This window comes from Paractinoplanes bogorensis, from assembly GCF_018829635.1.
Lineage (GTDB): Bacteria > Actinomycetota > Actinomycetes > Mycobacteriales > Micromonosporaceae > Actinoplanes > Actinoplanes bogorensis.
Map to the genome: position 1 here is coordinate 12866 of NZ_JAHKKG010000004.1, position 21666 is coordinate 34531.

Here is a 21666-nt window from a genome sequence, read left to right on the forward strand (position 1 = left end):
TCCACCAGCCGTACCCACGCAGAAGTCGCACAGGTCTGCCGTCCGTCGTCATGCCGGGTCCGCCCTCCCGCTATGCCGCCTCGATCAGCAGCCTACGGCGGGATCGACACGAGCCGCTACCGGAGCCCCTGTCGGTTACCAGCGGGTTCCCCCAGGATGAAGGCATGCCGATCTACTACGGCGGGGACTACAACCCCGAGCAGTGGCCCTCCGACGTGTGGTCCGAGGACGTGTGCCTGATGCGCGAGGCCGGGGTCAACCTGGCCACCGTGGGCGTGTTCTCGTGGGCGCGGATCCAGCCCGACGAGGGTGTGTACGACTACGCGTGGCTCGACCAGGTCATCGATCTGCTGCACGAGTCCGGGATCGCCGTCGACCTCGCGACCGGCACCGCGTCCCCGCCGCCCTGGCTCACCACGAAGTATCCGGGCGTGCTGACCGAGAACGCCGACGGTGTCGTCCGCTGGCCCGGCAGCCGGCAGCACTACGCACCCACCTCGCCCGACTACCGGCGACTGGCGTCCGACCTGGTACGCACCACAGTGGAGCGCTACAAGGACCATCCGGCCGTCGTGCTCTGGCACATCAACAACGAGCTCGGCTGCCACGTCGCGTACGACTACTCCGACCAGGCCGCGGCCGCCTTCCGAACCTGGCTGGCCCGGCGGTACGGCGACGTCGACGCGCTGAACGACGCCTGGGGCACCATGTTCTGGTCGCAGCGGTACACCGACTTCGCCCAGGTGCTGCCGCCCCGGCACGCGCCCTACAGCGTGAACCCGGGCCAGGTGCTCGACTTCAAGCGGTTCAGCTCCGACATGCTGCTCGAGCTGCTGCGGATGGAGAAGCAGATCATCCGTACGGCCGGAGCCACGCAGCCGTTGACGACCAACATGATGAGCGCCTTCAAACCCACCGACTACTGGTCGTGGGCGGACGAGGTCGACGTGATCGCCGACGACACCTACCCGGACCCGCGCGACCCCCACTCGTACGCCGACGGCGCCTTCGCCCGCGACCTGATGCGCTCACTCAAGCCCGGCCGGCCGTGGATCCTGATGGAGCAGGCGCCGAACTACGTGAACTGGCGCGAGAACAACGCGGCCAAGGCCCCCGGCCAGATGGCCGCCATGAGCATGCAGGCCGTGGCCCGTGGCGCCGACGGCGTGCTGTTCTTCCAGTGGCGGCAGTCCGCGGCCGGCGCCGAGAAATACCATTCGGCGATGTTGCCCCACGGCGGCCCCTCGACCCGGACGTTCCGCGAGATCGTCGCCTTGGGTGCCTCTCTGGCGTCGCTTGGTTCGCTGCCGCCATCCTCTCGGGCCGAGGTCGCCATCGTGCTCGACTGGGACAGCTGGTGGGCCCTGGACCAGCCCAACCATCCCGCGCCCCTCGACTACATCGCCCAGGTGCGCGCGTGGCATGCCGCTTTCCTCGCGGCCGGAATCCAGACCGATTTCGTACGGTCGTCGGGCCCGTTCGACGACTACCGCCTGATCGTCGCGCCCAGCCTGCACCTGATCTCCGATGCCACGGCCCTACTGGCGTTCACCGGCGCCCTCCTGACGACGGCCTTCACCGACATCGTCGACGAGCACGACCGCTTCCGCCCCGGTGGCTTCACCCGGCAGCTGGGCCCACTGCTCGGCGCGACGGTGACCGACTTCGCCGGCGTGCTCCCCGGTGAGGCCACAGTGCACGGTCCCGGCTTGCACTTCGAGGGCACAGTCCTGGCCGAGGTGCTGCACCTCGACGGCGCCACAGCACTGGCCTCGTTCGCTGACGGCACACCGGCCTTCACCCGCAACGGCAGCTGCTACCACCTGGCCACGATCCCCGACGAGCCCGGAATCAGAGCCGTGACCACATTCCTGATCGACGAGCTGGGCCTGACGCCGGCGCTGCCCAACCTGCCCCGCCACGTCGAGGTGTGCCGCCGCGGCCCGATGACCACAGTGATCAACCACAACCCGACCCCGGTCCAGGTCGGCGACGACATCCTCGACCCGTACGGCTACCGCATCACCGGCCTGTCATGACCACAGTCCATCTGCGTCTGTTCGCGGACGCACCACCCGCCCGGAGCCTCGAAATCGCGGCCGCCCTGGCCGAGCAGTTGGCCCGGCATGGCGAGGTGCGGGTGACCCCGGAAGGCACCTACTGGAAGATCCCCGAATACCAGGAGTTCACAGCCACACTGACTCCCGCCGGCAGCCCCGAAACTTGTGCCGCCGACATCCGTTCCCGGCAGCCGACAGGCTGGACAACCGACGTCTGGAACCACGGGAACGAGGGCGCGGAGTTCCTTCTGGCCGAGATCCGCTGGGCCTGGCTGACCTGCACATGAGTTCGTGTTACGAACGCAGAACCTGGTCATCGATGAGGACTGTGGGCCGAACTCGGACACGGGCGCGCCCGAGCCAGCCGTCAGAGCCGTATTCGAGGATGACTTCCGCGCCGAGCCCGGTCCGGGCCACCGTCAGCAGGGTAGCCATCTCGCGGAACAGGTCAGCGACGATCCTGCCGTCCCGATGGTGGCGTATCCGAACACTGTCATCAGTGACATCCCAGGTAACTTGTACCAGCTCGGCGTCCGGACCAGGGATCCGTAGCTCGCGCACGTATTCGTCACCCGAAATGTCCTCAGCCATGGGAGAGACACCGAGGCAGTCCCGCCAGGCCTCGTCGTCGGCTACCACGAGTTCGGCCACGCTCGCATCCTAGGGGCGTCGCCGCCCGAGTGTGTGCCCCTGTCCTCGCGGTCGGGCAACGCACGGCGCCAGGCCCGACGACAGTGTGGTTGCGCCACGACAAGGGCGAGATGGATGTTCGCAATCGCGAAAAGCCCTCGGATGGACGGCTCGTGGGGGATCGTGACTACGAGTTGGTGGGGTTCGCCGCTTGGGCCGGTGCACAGGGCGAGTCCGCAGATGTCGGCCGGGTTCGGGGCGACGCGAGTGAGAATGCGATCGCTGCGACTCGGTCCAGTTGGTTGGCGGCCGGGCGGCCGTAGCGGCGCCGGCCGGACGTTTCGAGATCGAGGACGGCGGAATGATCGAGGCCGGCGGACGTGTGGGACCGATCCCGGAGGAGTGGCGGGCGACGCTCACGGCGATCGTCGACTCGCTTGCTCGCCGGGACGATGTGCTCGCGAGCGGCGTCGACTCGGTCGAACCGGTGTCGCTTGCGATCACGGCAGCGTGTCTTGATGCGGTCGACGCCTGTGGCGGAGCGACTCTGGTGTTGCTGCCCGGCGAGGCCTGGACGACCTCGGTTGCTGGTCGACCTCTGGACCGCTGAGGAAGGCCGCAGCGACCTGGTGCTGGATGTGGATGTCTTCGAGGTGGGCGACGGAAGTGCACCTCGTCTGCGTCCCATGACGTCGGGCGGGTGCGAGCGACTCAGTGCTGCTCGACCAGGAACTGCAGTAGCGGGCGCAACGTCGGCGGGATCGACGCGTCGGAGACGGTGCCCTTCCAGTGGTCGTCGCCTCGTTGGAGGGTCAGGTCGTAGCGGAACATGTCGGCGCCCGCCGGTGGGTTGAAGGTGCTGGTCAAGGTGGTGAAGTCGAGTGTCTGCATGAGACGGCGCAGGCGGGCCGCATGGGGCGGCGGCAGCGAGCGCGAGTCGGCGACGGTGTGCAGGGGGCGGCCGGTGAAGCCGCCGGTGCGGTGCAGCTCGGCGCGAAGGTAGTCGGCCACGGGTTCAACCTCCTGAAGGGGACACCAGACGCAAGGGGTAGTCGAGGGCGGCTGCGGTGGCGGGGTCGGCCGGTAGGTAGGCCAGGAGGCGCAGGCCGTCGTCGGCGGGGAGGTCGAGAGACTCGTAGGACAGGGTCAGCGGACCCAGCGTGGGGTGGGCCAACCGCAGGACGCCGGTGCGGGACGGTGTGCCGGGGACGGTGGTCAGTCGTCGGGTGAAGTCGTCGCCGGCGGTTACCGACAGCTCGTCGGTCAGGGCGGCGATGGAGGGGTCGGCTCGGAACGGGCCCTCCTTGAGGACGGCCACCCAGTGGTCGGCCACGGCGGGCCAGTCGGGGAGGACCGTCTTGGCGCGGGGAGAGGTGAAGACGTAGCGCGGGACGTTGTCGTGCAGGCCGATCGGGTCGGCGAACTCCTGGAACGCGGGGGTGCCGGCCACCACGTCGCCGAGCTGGTTGACCAGGACGGCCAGGGTCGGCTCGAGCCGGTCGAGCAGGGCGCGGACGGTCGGGCGGACCACGCGGCCGGGGGTCATGCCGGGGCGGCACGGGAAGTGGGCGCCGGCGCCCTTGGTCAGGCGGTAGAGGTGGACGCGCTCGGTGGCGGTCAGCCGCAGCACGTCGGCCAGGGCGCCCAGCACCGGAGCGGACGGGTGGCGGTCGCGGCCCTGCTCGAGGCGCGTCACGTATTCGACACTGACGCCGGCCAGCGTGGCCACCTCGGCGCGGCGCAGCCCGGGTGTGCGGCGGCGGGAGCTCGCGGGCAGGCCCGCCGTCGCCGGGTCGATCGACTCGCGGCGATGGCGGAGGAACAGGCCGAGCTCGTTGTCGCTCACGGGTCGACGGTAGCCCCACCCGGCCCTCGGCCGCGTACCGTGCGTTGCCGGGCGGCACGGTCAGTAGGATCGCCAGCTGAGAGCTATCGCGTGAGGCAGGGTGCATGGCGACGATCAACGATGTGGCGCGGGCCGCGGGGGTGTCCCCGAGCACGGTGTCGTACGTGCTCAGCGGCCGCCGCCCGATCTCGGCGCAGACCCGGGAGCGGGTGCAGGCGGCCATCGCCGAGCTCGGCTTCCACCCGCATGCGGGGGCGCGGGCGCTGGCCAGCAGCCGCACCAGCGTGCTGGCCCTGGTCGTGCCGCTGCGGGTCGACGTCAACGTGCCGGTCATCATGCAGTTCGCGACGGCCGTGGTCACCGCGTCGCGCCTGCACAACCACGACGTGCTGCTGCTGACCAAGGACGAGGGCACGGCGGGGCTGGAACGCGTCGCGCACAGCACGATGGTCGACGCGCTCATCGTGATGGACGTCGAACGCGACGACGTGCGTATCCCGGCCCTGGGCCGGCTCAAACAGCCGTCGGTGCTGATCGGCCGGCCCGACGATCCGGCCGGCATCGCGTGCGTCGACCTCGATTTCGAGGCGGCCGCGGCCGAGGCGCTGCGGCACCTGTCGGGCCACGGTCACCGGCGGATCGCGCTGGTCGGCCCGTCGCCCGCTGTCTACAAGCGCGGGACCACGTACGCGGAAAGGTTCTTGACCGGTTTCACCGAGACGGCGGACGAGCTGGGCCTGGAGACGCTCGCGCACCCGTGCGAGCCGGGGCGCGAGGGGGTGCGGGCCTGTCTGGCCGACATCGACGCGCAGCTGCCGGGCGTCACCGCGCTGGTCGTGCACAACGAGGAGGCGCTGCGGCTCGTGCTCGAGGAGGTGCAGGCGAGCGGGCGGCGTGTCCCGGCGGACATCTCGATCGTCGCCGTGTGTCCGCGGGACGTCGCCCTCAACATGCCGTTGCCGCTGACCTCGGTCGACATCCCGGCCCACGACGTGGGCGCCCTGGCCGTCGAGACCGCGATGAAACTGCTGGACGGGCGGCACACCGAGCCTGTACGGCTGCTGCCGCCCACCCTGGTCGCGCGCGAGAGTGTCAGATCGCCTGGTTGATGCGCACCATGTTGCCGGCCGGATCGCGGAAGGCGCAGTCGCGCAGTCCGTACGGCTGGTCGATCGGCTCCTGCACCACGTCGGCGCCGTTCTTCTGCACCTGCTCGAACGCCTCGTCGACGTTCGGAGCGCTCAGCACGATGCTCGCGTAGCTGCCCTTGGCCATGAGTTCGGCGATGGTGCGCTTCTCGGCGTCGGTCAGCGCGGGGTCGACGGCCGGCGGGTGCAGCACGATCGACGTCTGCGGCTGCCCGGGCGGACCGACGGTGATCCAGCGCATGTCGCCGTAGCCGACGTCGTTGCGGACCTCGAAGCCCATGGTGTCGCGCCAGAACGTGAGTGATGCCTCGGGGTTGTCGGCCGGAAGGAACGTGTTGTGAATAGTCAGGTTCATGCCGACCACGCTAGGCGGCGCCACCGCGCGTTGCTTCTCGATTCCTGATCGGTCGGGTGACCGTCTTGACCACGCAGCCGGGCAGACCTTCGGCCTGGGACTGCTCGGCGGTGAGCCGGCGGTAGGCGCTCGGTGACATGCCGACCAGCTCGGAGAACCGGGTGCTGAACGTACCGAGCGACGAGCAGCCGACGGCGAAGCAGACTTCGGTGACGCTGAGGTCTCCCCGGCGCAGCAGGGCCATGGCACGCTCGATGCGGCGGGTCATGAGATAGCTGTACGGCGACTCGCCGAACGCGGCCCGGAACTCGCGGCTCAGGTGGCCGGCCGAGACGTTGACGCCCCGCGCGAGGGCCTCGACGTCGAGCGGCTGGGCGTAGTCGCGATCGATCCGGTCGCGGACCCGGCGGAGAAGTTTGAGATCCCGGAGACGTTGCTCCGCTTTATCCGCCACTTTTACCGTATACCACAGGTGGGGCCTTGCGGCAAGACCCGGGTGGTGCCGGAGAATCGCTGCTCGTAGCCGTAATCCGGGGGAAATGGGGCTTTCCACGTGGACGCGATCATCCAGTCTTTCCGTCTGCCCGCTCAGCTCGCGGCCAAGGCGGATCCCGCTCTGATCGCCGACGACGACCGGCGGTTCGTGGCGATCGAGGCCAGTCTCGCCGCCACTGTCGATGACCTGTCCGCGCGGCTGGACGCCGTGCGCCGGTCTGCGGCCGGCAAGGGGCGGCAGGCCGTCGACCGGGACGAGGAGGTGCAACGGCTGTCGGCGCGACTGCGGGCGCTGCGACGGTATTCGCTGGACATCTGCCTCGGCCGCATGGTCTCCGAGTCCGGGGAGATCACTTACATCGGCCGGTTCGGGCTCACCGACAGCGACGGGCGCCGTCTGCTTCTCGACTGGCGCTCACCGGCCGCCGAACCGTTCTTCGGGGCCACCCACGCCAACCCGATGGGACTTCTCAGCCGGCGTCGATACCGCTGGACCGGCGGCCATGTCACCGACTACTGGGACGAGGTGTTCGTGGCGGGCGCGCTCGAGGGCCACGCCGCGCTCGACGACCAGTCCGCGTTCATCGCCAGCCTGGGCAGTAACCGGTCGGCCCGCATGCGCGACGTGCTCGGGACCATCCAGGCCGACCAGGACGCCATCATCCGGGCCGGGTCGGGCGGAGCTCTGGTGGTCGACGGCGGGCCCGGCACCGGCAAGACTGTGGTCGCGCTGCACCGTACGGCCTACCTGCTCTATTCCGAACCCCGGATGCAGCACCGGGTGTTGTTCGTCGGGCCGCACGAGCCCTACCTCGCGTACGTCTCCGACGTGCTGCCCAGCCTCGGCGAGGAGGGGGTGCAGGCCTGCACACTCCGCGACCTGGTGCCGGAGGGCGCGACCGCGGCCGTGTCGGACGCCGCCGCGCACCTCAAATCGTCTGCCGGTCTCGTGGCGGCGATCGAGGCGGCCGTACGGTTCTACGAGGAGCCACCGACGTCGTCCTTGGTGGTGGCGACGGACGACGTCGAGCTGACCGTGACGGCCGACGACTGGGCCGAGGCCTTCGCGGCGCCCGGCCCCGGCACTCCGCACAACGAGGGCCGCGAGCAGGTGTGGGACGAGCTCGTCGAGATCCTGCTGGCCAAGGACAAGAGCGAAGAGCCTTCCCCTTTCGTACGAGGTCAGGTGGCGCGCGATCGAGGCCTGCTCGCCGCGTTCAACCGGGCCTGGCCCGTTCTCGAACCGGCCGACATCGTCGCCGATCTGTGGTCGGTGCCGGCCTATCTGCGCAGGTGCGCGCCCTGGCTGGAGGCCGACGAGATCCGGGCCCTGCAGCGCTCCGACCCTCGGGAGTGGACGGTGGCCGACCTGCCGCTGCTCGACGCGGCCCGGCACCGGGTCGGCGATCCGGGCTTCTCCCGGCGGCAGCGCGAGGACGCCGCCTCCGAGGAGTCGCAACGCCGCACGTACGCCCGGGTGTTCGACGACCTTCTGGCGTCGCACGAGTACGACGACGGCGAAGGCCTGATGCAGATGTTCATGCAGCAGGACATGCGCGAGGGGCTGGTCTCGGCCGAACGCCGGCCCGAGTCCGAACGGGACCGGCTGTCCGGGACGTTCGCGCACATCGTGGTCGACGAGGCCCAGGAGCTGACCGACGCCGAGTGGCAGATGCTGCTGCTCCGCTGCCCGTCGCGGAGTTTCACCATCGTGGGTGACCGGGCCCAGGCGCGGCACGGGTTCACCGAGTCGTGGACCGAGCGGCTGAACCGGGCCGGGATCCCGTCGGTCCGGATGGCCTCGCTGACGGTCAACTACCGGACGCCGGCCGAGATCATGACCGAGGCGGCGCCGGTGATCCGGGCGGTGCTGCCGGACGCCAACGTGCCGACCTCCATCCGGGAGAGCGGAGTGCCGGTCGCTCACGGGTCCACAGCGGACCTCCGCCGGGTGCTGGACGACTGGTTCGACGCGCATGACGAGGGGGTCGCGTGTGTCATCGGTGACTTGACCGTGCCGGACGGGCCGCGGGTGCGGTCGCTGACGCCGGTGCTGGCCAAGGGCCTGGAATTCGACCTGGTGATCCTGGTCGATCCGCAGTCGTTCGGCGGGGGCATCGAGGGGGCGGTCGACCGTTACGTCGCGATGACCCGGGCGACGCAGCGGCTGGTGATCCTCACTTCGTGACGCACTTCGTGAAGTCGACGCCGTAGTCGCCCACCCGGGGGCCCTGGCACTTCTCGGTCGTGATCGTCTTAGGTCCGAAGCCGTCGGCCCGCGAATCGGTGACGACCTCGACGTGGCCGCTGTCATTCGACGTGTAGGTGACCGGGATCGGGTCGCCCTCGACGGTCGGCCGGGTGACCGCCAGGTAGGCGCGGTGCCCGGCCGACGCGGCGTCGACGAAGCACTCGGCCGCAGTGCGGGGCAGCTTGTCGCCCTGCTCGAGGATGACGGTGCCGCAGTCGATCAGGCCCTGGCCGGGGCTGAGGGTGGCGCTGGGGGCCTCGGGGATGCCGGTCTGATGGCGGGGACCTCGCGGGCCGAGACTGGGATCGATCAGCGGAGTGGCGGCGATCGTGGGTGGGGCGGTGGCGGGCGGCCCGGGGGCCGGGTTCGCCTGGTCGACGCACCCGGCCAGCAGCAGGAGCAGGGGAGCGAGGACGGTCAGTCGCTTCATGGTCGCTTCCTCGGGTGAGCGGGTGAGCGGGTGAGCGGGTCAGCGGGTCAGCGGGTCAGCGGGTCAGCGGGTCAGCGGGTCAGCGGGTCAGGGGTTTGGACGCGCCGGCGCAGCGCCGGGTTGCGGTCGCGACTTGTCGTTTTTTGCCGAGTCACCAGCCCACCCCGCCCGACCAGGGGGCGGGCCCAACCGTAGTGGCGGGAGCGGATCCGCGGCCGTTGTCCACAATTCGCCGCCATCCACAGCGGGAGCGTTCCCACGGCGCCCCGGAAATGTCTCTGTCACACCGTTGACATATGTGGGCGTCGAACCCTAACGTCTGCCCAAAGTCCCGCGTCGAAGCGCTTCGACAGCCAAAGCCGACAACCAAGCCGATAGCCAAGCATGAGTCGGCGGCCGACTGTCGAAGCGCTTCGACGGACCCCTCCCGGAGGACGAACAGACATGATTCGATCGCGAACCGGCCTCGTGGCCGGAGCACTGTTGATGGCCGCCTCGCTCGCCCTCACCGCTTGCGGTGGTGGCAGCGGCGGCGACGAGACCGAGGGCGCCGACGCCAAGACGTTGACGCTGTGGCACTACGAGGGCCCGACCAGCGCGATGGGCATCGCCTGGAACAAGGCCATCGAGGAGTTCAAGGCCGCCCACCCGGGCGTCGAGGTGAAGTTCGAGGAGAAGGGCTTCGAGCAGATCCAGCAGAACGCCCAGATGATCCTCAACTCGGACAGCGCCCCGGACATCATGGAGTACAACAAGGGCAACGCCACCGCCGGCCTGCTGTCGAAGCAGGGTCTGCTCACCGACCTGACCGACGAGGCGAGCAAGCGGGGCTGGGACAAGGCCCTCAACTCGAGCCTGCAGACCACCACGAAGTACGACGACGACGGCATCATGGGCTCCGGGAAGACGTACGGGATCCCGAACTACGCCGAGTACGTCGAGGTCTACTACAACAAGGACCTGTTCAAGAAGTACAACCTGCAGGTACCGACCACGCTCGACGAGTTCACCGCGGTGATGGACAAGTTCGTGCAGAACAAGGTCACCCCGCTCGCCGTCGGCGGCGCCGAGTATCCGGCCCAGCAGATCCTCTACTCGCTCGCGCTGAGCCAGGCCGACCGGGCCTGGGTCGACGACTACCAGCTCTACAAGAACAAGGTCGACTTCAAGGGTCCGCAGCTCAAGTACGGCGCGGACACCTTCAAGCAGTGGGTCGACAAGGGCTACATCAACAAGAACTCGGCCGGCATCAAGGCCGAGGACATGGGTGTCTCGTTCACCCAGGGCAAGTTCCCGATCATGATTTCGGGCTCGTGGTGGTACGGCCGGTTCTCGGGCGAGATCAAGAACTTCGAGTGGGGCACCTTCCTGTTCCCCGGCAACAAGCTGCACCCGGGCTCGAGCGGCAACCTGTGGGTCGTGCCGGAGAAGAGCAAGGCCAAGGCGCTCGCGTACGACTTCATCGACATCACGATGAAGCCGGAGATCCAGGCGCTGCTCGGTAACAACGGCGGGGTGCCCGTCGCGGCCGACGCCTCGGCCATCACCGACGCCAAGAACAAGGAACTGATCGAGAACTTCAACAAGATCTCGTCCGAGGACGGGCTGGCGTTCTACCCCGACTGGCCGGCCCCGGGCTACTACGACGTGCTGGTCGCCGGCACGCAGGGCCTGATCAACGGTTCCAAGACGCCGGACCAGATGCTCGACGAGATCGCCAAGCCGTACGACGAGAACCTCGCCGACCTCGGCAAGTAGCCCGCATCGGTTTGTGAGTACTCACTCACCAGGGCGCGAGCCGGGCACGAGCCGGGCGCGAGCCGGTCGCAAGCCGGGGGCGCGAGCCGGGCCGGCGCGGGCGCGGTGCTTGTGAGTACTCACTAACCGATGGCACTCCAAGCAGAAGGGGCAACGATGAGGCGCAAGGGCTACTGGGTCTTTCTGATCCCGGGCGTGCTGGCCAGCGTCCTGGTGATCGTCGTGCCGCTCGTCATGACCGTCTACACGAGCTTCACCAAGTGGAACGGCGTCGGCGAGCAGCGCTGGATCGGGTTCGACAACTACACCCGGCTGTTCGAGGACAGTCTGTTCTGGTCGTCGTTCGGCAACATCGTGCTGCTGATCCTGGCCATGGCCGTGGTGCCGACGCTGCTCGGGCTCTTCCTGGCCGCGGTGCTGTTCGACTACGTGGCCAAGAAGTTCGGCGACCGGTGGGCCTCGTTCTTCCGGTCCGGTTTCTATCTGCCGCAGATCATCCCGGTCGCGGTCACCGGCATCCTGTGGGGCTGGATCCTGCACCCGGAGTACGGCGCGCTCAACCGGATCCTGGACACGGTCGGGCTCGGCTCGCTGGCCCACAACTGGCTGGGTGAACCGGGTTCGGCGCTGTACAGCGTCATGGGCATCATGATCTGGGTCCAGCTCGGCTATCCGATCGTCATGTTCATGGCCGGCCTGCAGCGGGTCGATCCCGAGCTGTACGAGGCGGCCGACCTGGACGGCGCGAGCTGGTGGCAACGGTTCCGCAAGATCACCGTCTACCTGATCCGGCCCGAGTTCTACGTCGTGCTGGTGACGACGACGATCTCGGCGCTCAAGATCTTCGGCCCGATCTTCGTGCTCACCGGCGGCGGCCCGAGTAACGCCACGCTCGTGCCGAGTTACTTCGCGTACAAGAACTTCTTCGAGAAGGCCCAGGTCGGGTACGGGTCGGCGATCTCCACGGTGCTGACCGTGCTGATCATCCTGCTGTCGATCGTGTTCCTGCGCTTGCAGAACCGGAGCGTGAACCGATGACCATGACCGCCAACCGGGCGCCGGCCAGGACTGAGCCGGCCAGCCCGATCAAACGGACAAACCCGATTCGCTTCGTCATTCTCGCGGCCCTGCTGGCTCTCCTCCTCATCGTCATCGCGCCCCTGCTGATCATCGCGATCAACGCCGTGAAGAGCCCAGCCGACTACGCCGGCGGCGGCCCCCTGTCGTTGCCACCGCATCTCTACTGGGACGGCATCGTCGACTTCTGGAACCGGGTGAACTTCGGCCAGAAGCTCTGGAACAGCTTCATCACCAGCCTGGTCGTGGCGGTGCTGGGCGTGGCGTTGTCGATCCTCAACGCGTACGCGCTGGGCATCGGCAAGGTGAAGGGCCGGATCTGGTTCCTGGTGTTCTTCCTGGTCGCGAATCTGTTGCCGCAGGAGGTGCTGGTCTATCCGCTGTATTTCCTGTCCAAAGAGGTGCACCTGTACGACAGCCTGATCGCGATCGTCATCATCTTCACGGTCATTCAGGCCGCGTTCGGCACCTATCTGCTGACGAGTGTCTACCAGGAGTTCCCGGCCGAGTTGCTGGACGCGGCCGACGTCGACGGCGCCGGCAAGTGGCGCACGTTGTGGAGCGTCGTCGTCCCGGTCAGCCGGCCCACGCTCGGCGTGCTGTTCACGTTCTTCTTCATCTGGACCTGGAACGAGTTCTTCCTGCCGCTGGTCTTCCTCGTCAGCAACGACAACCAGACCGTGCCGGTGGCCCTCGGCGTGCTGCAGGGCGACCGGCTGATGGACGCCACCATGACCAGCGCCTCGGGCCTGATCGGCATCCTCCCGGCGATGATCTTCTTCCTCGTTTTCCAGCGCACCCTGACCCGCGGCATCACCGCCGGCGCCATCAAGTAGAGGACGCTCATGAAATTCACCGACGGGTACTGGCTGAAGCGCAAGGGCCTGACCGTCCTGCATCCGGCTCAGCTCCGCGATGTGCAGGCCGAGGAGAAGACCCTTTTCGCGTACGCCTCCACGAAGCCGGTCCGCAGTCGATCCGACACCCTGGACACGCCTATCGTCACCGTCAAGGTCGAGGCACCGATGCCCGATGTGCTGCGGGTGACGGTCGGGCATTTCCTGGGCGGCGCTCCGACCGGTCCGAATTTCGCGCTGGCCGCGGAGGAGCACGACGTCCTGGTCGGCGACAGCGAGCTCACGTCGGGGCGGTTGACGGCCCATTTCCGTACGGGCGAGAAGTGGGGCTTGGATTTCCTGGCCGACGGCCGGCGACTGACCGGAAGCGGCTGGCGCGGCATGGGAATCGTCGACACCGCGGACGGCGAACATTTCGTGCACGAACAGCTCGACCTCGGCGTCGGTGAGGCCGTCTACGGGCTGGGGGAGCGGTTCGGGCCGCTCGTCAAGAACGGGCAGAGCGTCGACATCTGGAACGAGGACGGCGGCACCAGCAGCGAGCTGTCCTACAAGAATGTGCCGTTCTATCTGACCAATCGCGGCTACGGCGTTCTCGTCGACCACCCCGGCAAGGTGTCGTTCGAGGTGGCCAGCGAAATGGTGTCGCGCACCCAGTTCAGTGTGGCCGGGCAGACCCTTTCGTACGTGGTCATCTACGGTCCCACGCCGGCCGACATCCTGCGTAGGTACACGGCCCTGACCGGTCGCCCGGCGCTGCCCCCGGCCTGGTCGTTCGGGCTCTGGCTGACCACGTCGTTCACCACTCCGTACGACGAGGAAACCGTCACCTCGTTCGTCGACGGCATGGCCGAGCGGGATCTGCCGCTGAGCGTGTTCCACTTCGACACGTTCTGGATGCGCGAGTTCCACTGGTGCGATTTCGAATGGGACCCGGCCATCTTCCCGGACCCGCCGGGCATGCTGAAGCGCCTGCACGACCGCGGCCTCCGGACCTGCCTGTGGATCAACCCGTACATCGCGCAGCGCTCGGCCATGTTCGCCGAGGGAATGGCCCACGGCTATCTCGTGCGCAAGGCCAACGGCGACGTCTGGCAATGGGACCGGTGGCAGGCCGGGATGGCGCTGGTCGACTTCACCAATCCGGACGCCCGGGAATGGTATGCGGCCAAGCTCGCGGCACTCGTCGAGATGGGCGTGGACGCGTTCAAGTCGGACTTCGGCGAACGCGTGCCGACCGATGTCGTGTGGCACGACGGGTCCGATCCCGAGCGGATGCACAACTACTACACGCAGCTCTACAACCAGGTCGTCTTCGACGTCTTGAAAGAGGCGAAAGGCGAGGGCGAGGCCGTTCTGTTCGCGCGTTCGGCCACGGTCGGCGGACAACAGTTTCCGGTGCACTGGGGCGGGGACAACTCGGCCACGTACGAGTCGATGGCGGAAAGCCTGCGCGGCGGCCTGTCGCTGATGAGCTCGGGATTCGGGTTCTGGAGCCACGACATCGGCGGGTTCGAGGGGCGGCCCGACCCGGCCGTGTTCAAGCGGTGGATCGCGTTCGGGCTGCTGTCGTCGCACAGCCGGCTGCACGGCAACCACTCGTACCGGGTGCCGTGGCTGTTCGACGACGAATCGGTCGAGGTGCTGCGAACCTTCACACACCTCAAGTACAGCCTGATGCCGTACCTCTACGAAGCCGGTCGCCAGGCCCACGAGCAGGGGCTGCCGGTGATGCGGCCGATGATGCTGGGCTTCCCGGACGACCCGGCGGTGACCCATCTCGAGCGGCAGTACCTGCTCGGCGGCGACCTGCTCGTCGCGCCCGTGTTCAGCGAGGGCGGCGAGGTCAGCTACTACGTGCCGGCGGGGCGGTGGACGCGCTACCTGGACGGTCCGGTGACCGAGGACGGTTCGGTGAGCGAGAACGGTTCGGTGATCGAGGGGCCGGGCTGGGTGCACGAGACGCACGGCTTCGACAGCGTGCCGCTGCTCGTGCGGCCGGGTGCGATCATCCCGGTCGGCTCGGTGGTCGACCGGCCCGACTACGCCCACGCCGACGGGGTGACGCTCCGCGTTTTCGAGCCGTCTGCGGTTGCCGAGGCCACGACCGTACGGGTGGGGGAAACGGTTTTTGTGGTTTCGCCCGGCGCGACCCGGGTGGAGCGGACGGGCCCGTCGCTGCCCTGGCGGGTGGAGATCGTGGGTGGCGCGTCGGCCGACATCGAGGCCGGCACTGCGACGTGGATCGCTTCGTAGCTCGCTGACCTCGCATACGATCTCCAGATGACCCCGGACCTGGACCTGTTCGTCCCCGGTGTCGTCTATCTCGACATCATTTTCACCGGTTTGGAGGCCCTGCCCGAGCCCGGCACCGAGGTGTGGGCGTCGGGCATGGGCTCCTGCCCCGGCGGCATCGCCAACCTGGCCGTGGCCGCCGCCCGCCTCGGCCTGGGCACGGGCCTGGGCACGGCGTTGTGCACGGACGCGTACGGCGACTTCTGCGCCCAGATCCTGTGCGACCAGGAGGGCATCAACCTCGACGCGTCCCGCCGCATCGACGGGCATTCGCCGGTGACGGTGTCGCTCGCGTACGACCGGGACCGCAGCATGATCACCCATGGTCACCCGCTGCCGGTCGGGGCCGACGGGCTGGTCGGCGAGCTCCCGACCTGCCGGGCGGCCTCGGTGTCTCTCACCAAAGATCGACTTCCCTGGGTACGCCGGGCCAAGGAGGCGGGCACGCTGGTGTTCGCCGACGTGGGGTGGGACGCGAGCGCCGAATGGCCGCCCGAGGTCCTCGACATGCTGGAGGACTGCCACGCGTTCCTGCCCAACTCGGTCGAGGCGATGCAGTACACCCGCTCGGCCACCCCGGCACAGGCCCTGGAGCGCCTGGCCGGACTGGCCCCGGTCGTGGTCGTGACCTGCGGCGCCGACGGTGTGCTGGCCCACGACGCGCGCACCGGCGAGACCGTGCACGTGCCCGCCGTACCGGTGCCGGCCCTCGACCCGACCGGCGCCGGCGACGTGTTCACGGCCGGGTTCATCCTCGGCACCCTGCGGGACTGGCCGCTGGCGCAGAGTCTGGCCTTCGCCAACCTGATCGCCGCGTTGTCGGTGCAGCACTTCGGCGGGTCGCTGTCGGCGCCCGGCTGGGGCGACATCGCCGACTGGCGCCGCTCGTTCCCTGGTTCGGCTGACTATGCGTTTCTCGACGATGTGATCCCCAGCGGGGAGCAGCGCACGGTCCGTCGCGCGAGTGCGACGATCGCCCGGATGTCGGACGCACATGTCTCGTAGGCTGGTCATCCTCGGCGGCGGGGGCTTCCGGGTGCCGCTCGTCTACGGTGCGCTGCTCGGCCCCGACTCGCCGGTCGACGAGGTGGTGCTGCACGACGTCGACGCGGCCCGGCTGACCGCCATCGGCCGGGTGCTGCGGGCGCAGGCGGCCTCGGTGTTCTACGCGCCCCGCATCTCGGCCACGACCGACCTGACCGAGGCGCTGACCGGGGCGTCCTTCGTGTTCAGCGCGATCCGGGTGCACGGCCTCGAGGGCCGCGTGATCGACGAGCGGGTGGCGATCGGCGAGGGCCTGCTCGGGCAGGAGACGGTGGGGGCGGGCGGGATCGCGTACGGGCTGCGCACGGTCCCCGTGGCCCGGGCTGTTGCCCGCCGGATCAGTCTGGTCGCGCCGGACGCGTGGGTCATCAACTTCACGAACCCGGCCGGCCTGGTCACCGAGGCGATGGCGGCCCACCTCGGCGACCGGGTGATCGGCATCTGCGACTCGCCGTCGGCCCTGGTCCGGCGCGTGCTCCGCGCCGTCGGGGATCCGCCGTCGGCGACCGTCGAGTACGCCGGGCTGAATCACCTCGGGTGGCTCACCAGGGTTGTCTCCGAGGGGCACGACCTGCTCCCGGGCCTGTTGTCGGACCCGGCCCGGATCGAGTCGTTCGAGGAGGGCCGGCTGTTCGGGGCGTCACGGTTGCGGGCGCTGGGCGCGGTCCCGAACGAATACCTGCACTACTACTACGACGACGTTCCGCCGGCCCCGGCCGAGACGCGCGGCGAGTTCCTGCTGCGCCAGCAACACGACTGCTACACCCAGCTGATGGCGGCCGACGGCGATCCGCTGGGCGCGTGGGAGGCCGCACGACGCGACCGCGACGCCACGTACATGGCGTCGGAGGGCCTGGGCGAGCGTGACGCCCTGTCGGTGGAGGGTGGCGGCTATGAGGCGGTGGCGCTGGCCCTGATGACCGCGATCGCCCGCAACACACCGACGCCGCTGATCCTGAACGTGCGCAACCGGGGGACGCTGTCCGCGCTGGATGATGAGGCGGTGGTCGAGGTGCCGTGCCAGGTCGATGGCTCGGGCGCACGGCCGCTGCCGTCGTCCGGCTTGTTCCCCGGTGGCGTCGACCTGGTGCGGCGCATCAAGGCCACCGACCGGGCCGTCCTGGAGGCAGTCGCGAGCGGCTCGAGGGCCGTGGCGGTGCGAGCGATGGCCTCCCACCCGCTGATCGACTCGGTGCCGGTCGCGCGGCGCCTGATCACCGGGTATCAGGCCCGGTTGCCGGAACTGAGCTACCTCAGCTGAGGGTGATGCGGCCCTCGGGCGAGTCCCAGTCGGTGCCGTCCGGAGCGGATCCGGTCACCGATCCGAACGAGACGACGACCGTCCAGGTGCTCACCAAGATCTGGTATCCGGGGCGGACCGGAGTCGGCAGAACATGCTTGGACCCGGCGATGCGATTGAGGGTCTTGCCCGCACTGTGGCGAGCCATGCCCGATCCGTCGCTGAGGGCATGGACGATGAGAGGACGGGAGTCGGCCATGGCGGGGAAGAACTCCAGGAGCCCGGGCTCGGCCGCGACGACGGCACTCAGCGCGACCGGATCGAGCGAACTCAGTCCGGCGACCCGGTCGACCCAGCCGATCAGCAGCCGCAGAAAGTCGAACGACCATTGTCCGGCCATCGAGATCAGCACTTCGGACAGCATGCTCATGGCATCGTTCACGATGGTGAGCGGTGTCTCGGGCGGCGGATCGACGAGCAGATAGCCGGGCTGGGAGTGTGCCGGCAGCGTCGAGGCGGCGACCAGCCAGCTGGTCATCAGGGCGCCCCAGTCGTCGCCTTCGAAGAAGTAGAGCAGCTTGTCGCTGATCGCCGCCCCGATGCGCAGGCGCAACTCGCTGTCCCGGTCACCGGTCAACCGGGCGTAGGAGATGTCGTCGTGCTCGGCGGACAGCCGGGCCAGGTCACCGGCCAAGCGGACGGTCGTACCGGACAACACCAGGGCGCCCAGAACCGCCTGCCATCCGTCCGTGCCCAGGCCGGCCCGCCAGGTCGTCACGATCGAACGCCATCGGCCGAGGCCACCGAGCTCATCCAGCGAAACCTCATCGTCGGCGGCCGCGAGGAGCAGCACCAGATTCACCGAATAGGCGGCCAGCTCCCGCAGACGATCCTCGGCGATCGGCCGGTACCTCGGGTAGCGGTGCCGATCGCCCCTCCGGTCGTACTGGGTCAGGAGCAGCGTCAACGTCTGCCGGATCCGCTCCTGCTCGTCCTCCGGAAGCTTGTGCAGCATGGCCGCCGCGAACTGGACGATCGGCCGCCGGGAGGCGATCGCCTGATGCGAGAGCAGCGCGAACAGCAGATCGTCGGCCGGTTCCCGCGGGCCGTAGGTTCCGCCGAAGGCGCCGTCCGCGACCACCGCCAGCTCTCGGACCACGATCGAGGCGACGAGATGTTCGCCGAAGGTCGCGTGCAGGAACTCGTAGCAGCGCCGGGTCTCCATGAGACGCGCCTCGGCCGCGTGGACGAAGAAGAACTCGCCGAGGATCCGCTGCCCGGCCGCCTCGGGCGAGGGGTTCGGCTCGTTGCTCAGTCCGGCCAGATCGAGGCCCAGTTCCTGGTCGGTGATGTCCTGACGGCCACGGTTGAACATCCCCAGGGCGGCCACCGACAGTCGTCGCACCTGCTCGTCGATCACGTGATCCCGGGACATGCCGACCGGCCGCGTCCGCTTGTCCACCTCCCGTGCGGCGAAGCTGCGCAACAGATGCCGATAGAGATCGTTCAGGGTCAGCGACATCGTCGCCGCCGGACGGTCGGGCTCGGCCCAATAGATCGCCAGCATCAGGAGAAGCAGCGGCTGACGGGCCAGATGCTCGTGGGCCAGCGCCTCGGACACCGTCGGGCCGCCGCCGTCGTTCGCCCGGCGCCACGCATGCAGCCACTGGTCGAGCTGGACGTCGTCGAAGTCGGCGAGCTGGGCGATCAGCGTCGACGACGGAATCTCCACCCGGTCGGCGACGACGGTGCGGGAGGTGACCACCACGATCACCGGTCGGTCCTGGGCCGCCTCGCTCCGCTGAAAATCGGCGACGTCCTGCAGGTAGCCGGAGCGATCGTGGTCGGTCGCCTGGAGGAGCTCGTCGAGACCGTCGAGCAGGACCAGCCGTACGGTGCCGGCGCTCGCCCCGGACACCTCGGACCAGCTGGTGATCCGCCCGCCCGTCACCAGGTCGAGGGCCTGATCGATCTGGTGGTAGATCCGCGCGTTGGCGCTCACCTGGCGCAGCGACACCCGGACGACGGTGTACGACCCGGTCGGGAGCCGGGCGGCGAGCACCTTGGTCAGCATCGACTTGCCGCCGCCCGGATGCCCCAGCAGCAGCAACGGCCGGCGCGTGGCGTTCAGCGAGGTGAGGTGGCTGGTGATCATCAGATCGATGTCATCGTGCCGCGGTCGCCGGGCCCACCACGTCTCGTCGCCCGGGCGCGCGGATCCGTCGGCGACGGCCAGCCGGTAGGACGGGTTGATGTAACCGTCGGCCACCGTGGGAAAGGTCAGCAGCTCGGACGTCAACCGGGTCACCGGCTCGTCCAGCACCTGCCGGTTGGCCCGGGCGAGCACCTCGAGCTGCCGCGACGGTGCGGGGTCCGGTGCCGCCATCGCGGCGAGCATCGACTCGACCCGGGACAGGGCCGCGGTGTTGCCGTCCAGCGCCGACTTCATGCGGTCGTTCGACACGGTGATGTGAGACCGGGTGGCGGCGTGCTCACCGAGGACGGCCCAGACCATGAAGTCGGGGACCGTGACGGCCATGCGCAGGTATCCGGTCTGGTATCGCCCGGTCGCGGCGTCGGCCAGTGGGCCGGCGTCCTCCGGTGGCCGGCCCAGGAAGAGAAGCGTCCGCTCGGCGAGCGTGCGGAGCCAGCCCCGGATGCCGGGAAGATTTTCCATGAAGCCGCACGCCGCGCCGGGCATCGGCACCTCGGCGGTGAGCAGGGCGGAGACCATCGACTCGTCCTCCGCCCGGGTGTGGCCGGTGGCCAGCGTCTCCGTCTCGAGTGGAGTGAGCTTCGCCGGGTCGAGGACCTCGAACAGCGACGAGATCACCAGCATGGTGTGCGCGGTGGCGACCAGTTCGACGCGTTCGTAGCCGCGGAGCGAGGACATGCGGGCCTCGATCCGGTCGAGGCCCTGACGGAGCAGGCCGAACGCCTCGTTCTTCTGATCGACCGAACTCCACAGGGTGGTCAGCGCCGACACCGCCGGTCCCGCGGCCAGAGCGACCCCGGCCCCGAGGATCGCGCCGCCGAGCAGCCGGTCCAGCCGATCGACCAGTGGCCGTTCGTAATGACCCAGCACTTTGAGGGCGCCACTGAAGGTGATCGGAGGCTCACGACCCATGCGCTCAAGCTAGCGGACGTAGTGCCGCAGCCGTACGGGCTCGCCGCGCGGGCCGGTCCAGTCGGCGGTTGTCGTGTGCGTGTAGCGCCATCCGGTGGCCTCGTAGAAGACGACCGCGGCGGAGTCTGCCTTGTCCACGACGGTGAGGATCAGCCGGCCTCCGGCCCGCACGCTCACGTGGTCGATCAGCGCGCTGGCGACCCGCGAGCGCCGGGCCGCGGGCGACACGAACAGGCGGGTGATCTCGCGGCCGTTCTGCACGGCGACGTGCCCGTCGATGACACCGGGTGAGCTTTGGGCGACCCACGCCTGGTCGAGCTGCGGGGGCTCCAGCCAGGCCCGCGGATCCGACGGCCACTTCATCGGATAGCCGTTCGCCAGACGCACCTCACGCAGCAGTTCCACACACAGGTCGAGGTCCTCCTCCCGGCGGGTCCGGATGGTCAGGGGCCGGACTGACAGATCGCTCACCCGGACATCATGAACCAGGCGTCACGGATCAGCGCGACTCGGCTCGACGGCGGCGGAAGGCGGCCGCCCTCGCCCTGTTCTGGCATGTCACGCAGCAGAAGCGGCGCCGGCCGGCCGGGGAGGTGTCCACGTAGACGTCGGCGCACTGGCCGTCGGTGCACACGCCGATGCGGTCGGGGTGGTGGAGCAGGGCCAGGGCGGCGGCCGCGCGGCGGGCCTGGGCCGGGTCGTCGACCGTCCACGCCGTGGTGAGGTCGGGGGCCAGCTCGGGTCGTACGGCTGTGACCTGCAACAAGCCGGTCACCAGAGATGCCCTGGTCACCGGGTTGTCGGCGGCGAATATCGGATGCAGCTCGTCGGCCAGGATGGTGTTCTCGTGGCCGGGGCGGGGGTCGCGGCCGTCGGCGCGGCTGGGCAGCGTGCCCCACGCGTTGACCAGGGTGACCACCTCGGCCGGCGACATCTCCTCGATCCGCATGGAACCCAGCGTAACGCCATGGTGGCGGTTTACGCGTTGCGGAGTCCGGGAGCCCAACGTAACGTGATGAACGAACTTAGTGCGTGACGAAGAAGGAAGTGGAA

At 69.0% G+C, this 21666-nt stretch carries 20 protein-coding genes; 11 read left to right on the forward strand and 9 right to left on the reverse strand.

Annotation, left to right across the window (positions count from 1 at the left end; all coding sequences use genetic code 11):
• Positions 1-164 precede the first annotated feature (164 nt).
• Positions 165-2039: a beta-galactosidase gene (locus KOI35_RS11910; protein ID WP_215786615.1), complete on the forward strand. Its 1875-nt coding sequence runs from the start codon at positions 165-167 to the stop codon at positions 2037-2039.
• A complete protein-coding gene (locus KOI35_RS11915) occupies positions 2036-2347 on the forward strand; it encodes a hypothetical protein (protein WP_215786617.1) in 312 nt (103 codons plus the stop codon). Before KOI35_RS11910 ends, KOI35_RS11915 begins: the two co-directional genes overlap by 4 nt.
• 7 nt (positions 2348-2354) lie before the next feature.
• Here the strand turns inward: KOI35_RS11915 and KOI35_RS11920 are convergent, their stop codons facing one another.
• Positions 2355-2711, reverse strand: a complete 357-nt coding sequence (locus KOI35_RS11920; protein WP_215786620.1) for a hypothetical protein — start codon at positions 2709-2711, stop codon at positions 2355-2357.
• A 340-nt stretch (positions 2712-3051) separates the two neighbouring features.
• On the opposite strand from KOI35_RS11920, the gene KOI35_RS11925 reads away from it, so the two are divergent.
• Positions 3052-3300, forward strand: coding sequence for a hypothetical protein (locus KOI35_RS11925; RefSeq protein WP_215786622.1), 249 nt, complete (start codon positions 3052-3054; stop codon positions 3298-3300).
• A 101-nt stretch (positions 3301-3401) separates the two neighbouring features.
• On the opposite strand, the gene KOI35_RS11930 is transcribed toward KOI35_RS11925, so the two are convergent.
• Entirely contained in the window at positions 3402-3701 is a 300-nt protein-coding gene (locus KOI35_RS11930) for a protealysin inhibitor emfourin (RefSeq protein ID WP_215786623.1), read from the reverse strand.
• A 4-nt stretch (positions 3702-3705) separates the two neighbouring features.
• Positions 3706-4536 (reverse strand): helix-turn-helix transcriptional regulator, encoded by an 831-nt coding sequence (locus KOI35_RS11935; protein ID WP_215786625.1) that lies wholly within the window; start codon positions 4534-4536, stop codon positions 3706-3708.
• Positions 4537-4640: 104 nt separating this feature from the next.
• Here KOI35_RS11935 and KOI35_RS11940 point away from each other — a divergent pair, with 104 nt between their 5' ends.
• Positions 4641-5645, forward strand: coding sequence for a LacI family DNA-binding transcriptional regulator (locus tag KOI35_RS11940; RefSeq protein ID WP_215786627.1), 1005 nt, complete (start codon positions 4641-4643; stop codon positions 5643-5645).
• Here the strand turns inward: KOI35_RS11940 and KOI35_RS11945 are convergent.
• Together KOI35_RS11945 and KOI35_RS11950 are read right to left on the reverse strand one after the other, a co-directional pair.
• Positions 5629-6039, reverse strand: a complete 411-nt coding sequence (locus tag KOI35_RS11945; RefSeq protein WP_215786629.1) for a VOC family protein — start codon at positions 6037-6039, stop codon at positions 5629-5631. The two genes, KOI35_RS11940 and KOI35_RS11945, sit on opposite strands and share 17 nt — an antisense overlap.
• 10 nt (positions 6040-6049) lie before the next feature.
• Positions 6050-6493: a helix-turn-helix transcriptional regulator gene (locus tag KOI35_RS11950; RefSeq protein ID WP_308120916.1), complete on the reverse strand. Its 444-nt coding sequence runs from the start codon at positions 6491-6493 to the stop codon at positions 6050-6052.
• A 99-nt stretch (positions 6494-6592) separates the two neighbouring features.
• Here KOI35_RS11950 and helR point away from each other — a divergent pair, with 99 nt between their 5' ends.
• Positions 6593-8722 carry an RNA polymerase recycling motor ATPase HelR gene (gene helR / locus KOI35_RS11955; protein ID WP_215786631.1) on the forward strand — a complete coding sequence of 710 codons (2130 nt, stop codon included), beginning with the start codon at positions 6593-6595 and terminating at the stop codon, positions 8720-8722.
• Here the strand turns inward: helR and KOI35_RS11960 are convergent.
• Complete coding sequence (locus KOI35_RS11960) at positions 8712-9215, reverse strand: hypothetical protein (protein WP_215786633.1); 504 nt, start codon at positions 9213-9215, stop codon at positions 8712-8714. The two genes, helR and KOI35_RS11960, sit on opposite strands and share 11 nt — an antisense overlap.
• A 444-nt stretch (positions 9216-9659) precedes the next feature.
• Between KOI35_RS11960 and KOI35_RS11965 the strand changes: the two genes are divergently transcribed.
• The 6 genes from KOI35_RS11965 to KOI35_RS11990 all read left to right on the forward strand — a co-directional run bounded on the left by KOI35_RS11965 (position 9660) and on the right by KOI35_RS11990 (position 17507).
• On the forward strand, positions 9660-10973 hold the full coding sequence (locus KOI35_RS11965) for an ABC transporter substrate-binding protein (protein ID WP_215786635.1): 1314 nt from the start codon (positions 9660-9662) through the stop codon (positions 10971-10973).
• A gap of 156 nt (positions 10974-11129) precedes the next feature.
• Positions 11130-12011 (forward strand): carbohydrate ABC transporter permease, encoded by an 882-nt coding sequence (locus KOI35_RS11970; RefSeq protein ID WP_246613030.1) that lies wholly within the window; start codon positions 11130-11132, stop codon positions 12009-12011.
• Positions 12008-12886: a carbohydrate ABC transporter permease gene (locus KOI35_RS11975; RefSeq protein WP_215786638.1), complete on the forward strand. Its 879-nt coding sequence runs from the start codon at positions 12008-12010 to the stop codon at positions 12884-12886. Before KOI35_RS11970 ends, KOI35_RS11975 begins: the two co-directional genes overlap by 4 nt.
• A gap of 9 nt (positions 12887-12895) precedes the next feature.
• Positions 12896-15163 carry an alpha-xylosidase gene (gene yicI, locus KOI35_RS11980; protein ID WP_215786640.1) on the forward strand — a complete coding sequence of 756 codons (2268 nt, stop codon included), beginning with the start codon at positions 12896-12898 and terminating at the stop codon, positions 15161-15163.
• 27 nt (positions 15164-15190) lie between these two features.
• Complete coding sequence (locus KOI35_RS11985; protein ID WP_215786643.1) at positions 15191-16207, forward strand: carbohydrate kinase family protein; 1017 nt, start codon at positions 15191-15193, stop codon at positions 16205-16207.
• Positions 16197-17507, forward strand: a complete 1311-nt coding sequence (locus KOI35_RS11990; RefSeq protein WP_215786645.1) for a family 4 glycosyl hydrolase — start codon at positions 16197-16199, stop codon at positions 17505-17507. The genes KOI35_RS11985 and KOI35_RS11990 overlap by 11 nt, the downstream gene beginning before the upstream one ends.
• On the opposite strand, the gene KOI35_RS11995 is transcribed toward KOI35_RS11990, so the two are convergent.
• The 3 genes from KOI35_RS11995 to KOI35_RS12005 are packed head-to-tail and all read right to left on the reverse strand — an operon-like array spanning position 17500 to position 21562.
• On the reverse strand, positions 17500-20613 hold the full coding sequence (locus KOI35_RS11995; protein WP_215786647.1) for an NACHT domain-containing protein: 3114 nt from the start codon (positions 20611-20613) through the stop codon (positions 17500-17502). The genes KOI35_RS11990 and KOI35_RS11995 overlap by 8 nt on opposite strands.
• 9 nt (positions 20614-20622) lie before the next feature.
• A complete protein-coding gene (locus KOI35_RS12000; protein ID WP_308120918.1) occupies positions 20623-21084 on the reverse strand; it encodes a GNAT family N-acetyltransferase in 462 nt (153 codons plus the stop codon).
• A 28-nt stretch (positions 21085-21112) separates the two neighbouring features.
• A complete protein-coding gene (locus KOI35_RS12005; RefSeq protein ID WP_215786649.1) occupies positions 21113-21562 on the reverse strand; it encodes a CGNR zinc finger domain-containing protein in 450 nt (149 codons plus the stop codon).
• Positions 21563-21666 lie beyond the last annotated feature (104 nt).

Bases quoted from the DNA above. Each gene is read 5' to 3' on its own strand.
- KOI35_RS11910 (WP_215786615.1), top strand. From the start codon at position 165: ATGCCGATCTACTACGGCGGGGACTACAACCCCGAGCAGTGGCCCTCC.
- KOI35_RS11915 (WP_215786617.1), top strand. From the start codon at position 2,036: ATGACCACAGTCCATCTGCGTCTGTTCGCGGACGCACCACCCGCCCGG.
- KOI35_RS11925 (WP_215786622.1), top strand. From the start codon at position 3,052: ATGATCGAGGCCGGCGGACGTGTGGGACCGATCCCGGAGGAGTGGCGG.
- KOI35_RS11940 (WP_215786627.1), top strand. From the start codon at position 4,641: ATGGCGACGATCAACGATGTGGCGCGGGCCGCGGGGGTGTCCCCGAGC.
- KOI35_RS11945 (WP_215786629.1), bottom strand. From the start codon at position 6,039: ATGAACCTGACTATTCACAACACGTTCCTTCCGGCCGACAACCCCGAG.
- KOI35_RS11960 (WP_215786633.1), bottom strand. From the start codon at position 9,215: ATGAAGCGACTGACCGTCCTCGCTCCCCTGCTCCTGCTGCTGGCCGGG.
- KOI35_RS11965 (WP_215786635.1), top strand. From the start codon at position 9,660: ATGATTCGATCGCGAACCGGCCTCGTGGCCGGAGCACTGTTGATGGCC.
- KOI35_RS11970 (WP_246613030.1), top strand. From the start codon at position 11,130: ATGAGGCGCAAGGGCTACTGGGTCTTTCTGATCCCGGGCGTGCTGGCC.
- KOI35_RS11975 (WP_215786638.1), top strand. From the start codon at position 12,008: ATGACCATGACCGCCAACCGGGCGCCGGCCAGGACTGAGCCGGCCAGC.
- yicI (WP_215786640.1), top strand. From the start codon at position 12,896: ATGAAATTCACCGACGGGTACTGGCTGAAGCGCAAGGGCCTGACCGTC.
- KOI35_RS11985 (WP_215786643.1), top strand. From the start codon at position 15,191: ATGACCCCGGACCTGGACCTGTTCGTCCCCGGTGTCGTCTATCTCGAC.
- KOI35_RS11990 (WP_215786645.1), top strand. From the start codon at position 16,197: ATGTCTCGTAGGCTGGTCATCCTCGGCGGCGGGGGCTTCCGGGTGCCG.
- KOI35_RS11995 (WP_215786647.1), bottom strand. From the start codon at position 20,613: ATGGGTCGTGAGCCTCCGATCACCTTCAGTGGCGCCCTCAAAGTGCTG.
- KOI35_RS12005 (WP_215786649.1), bottom strand. From the start codon at position 21,562: ATGCGGATCGAGGAGATGTCGCCGGCCGAGGTGGTCACCCTGGTCAAC.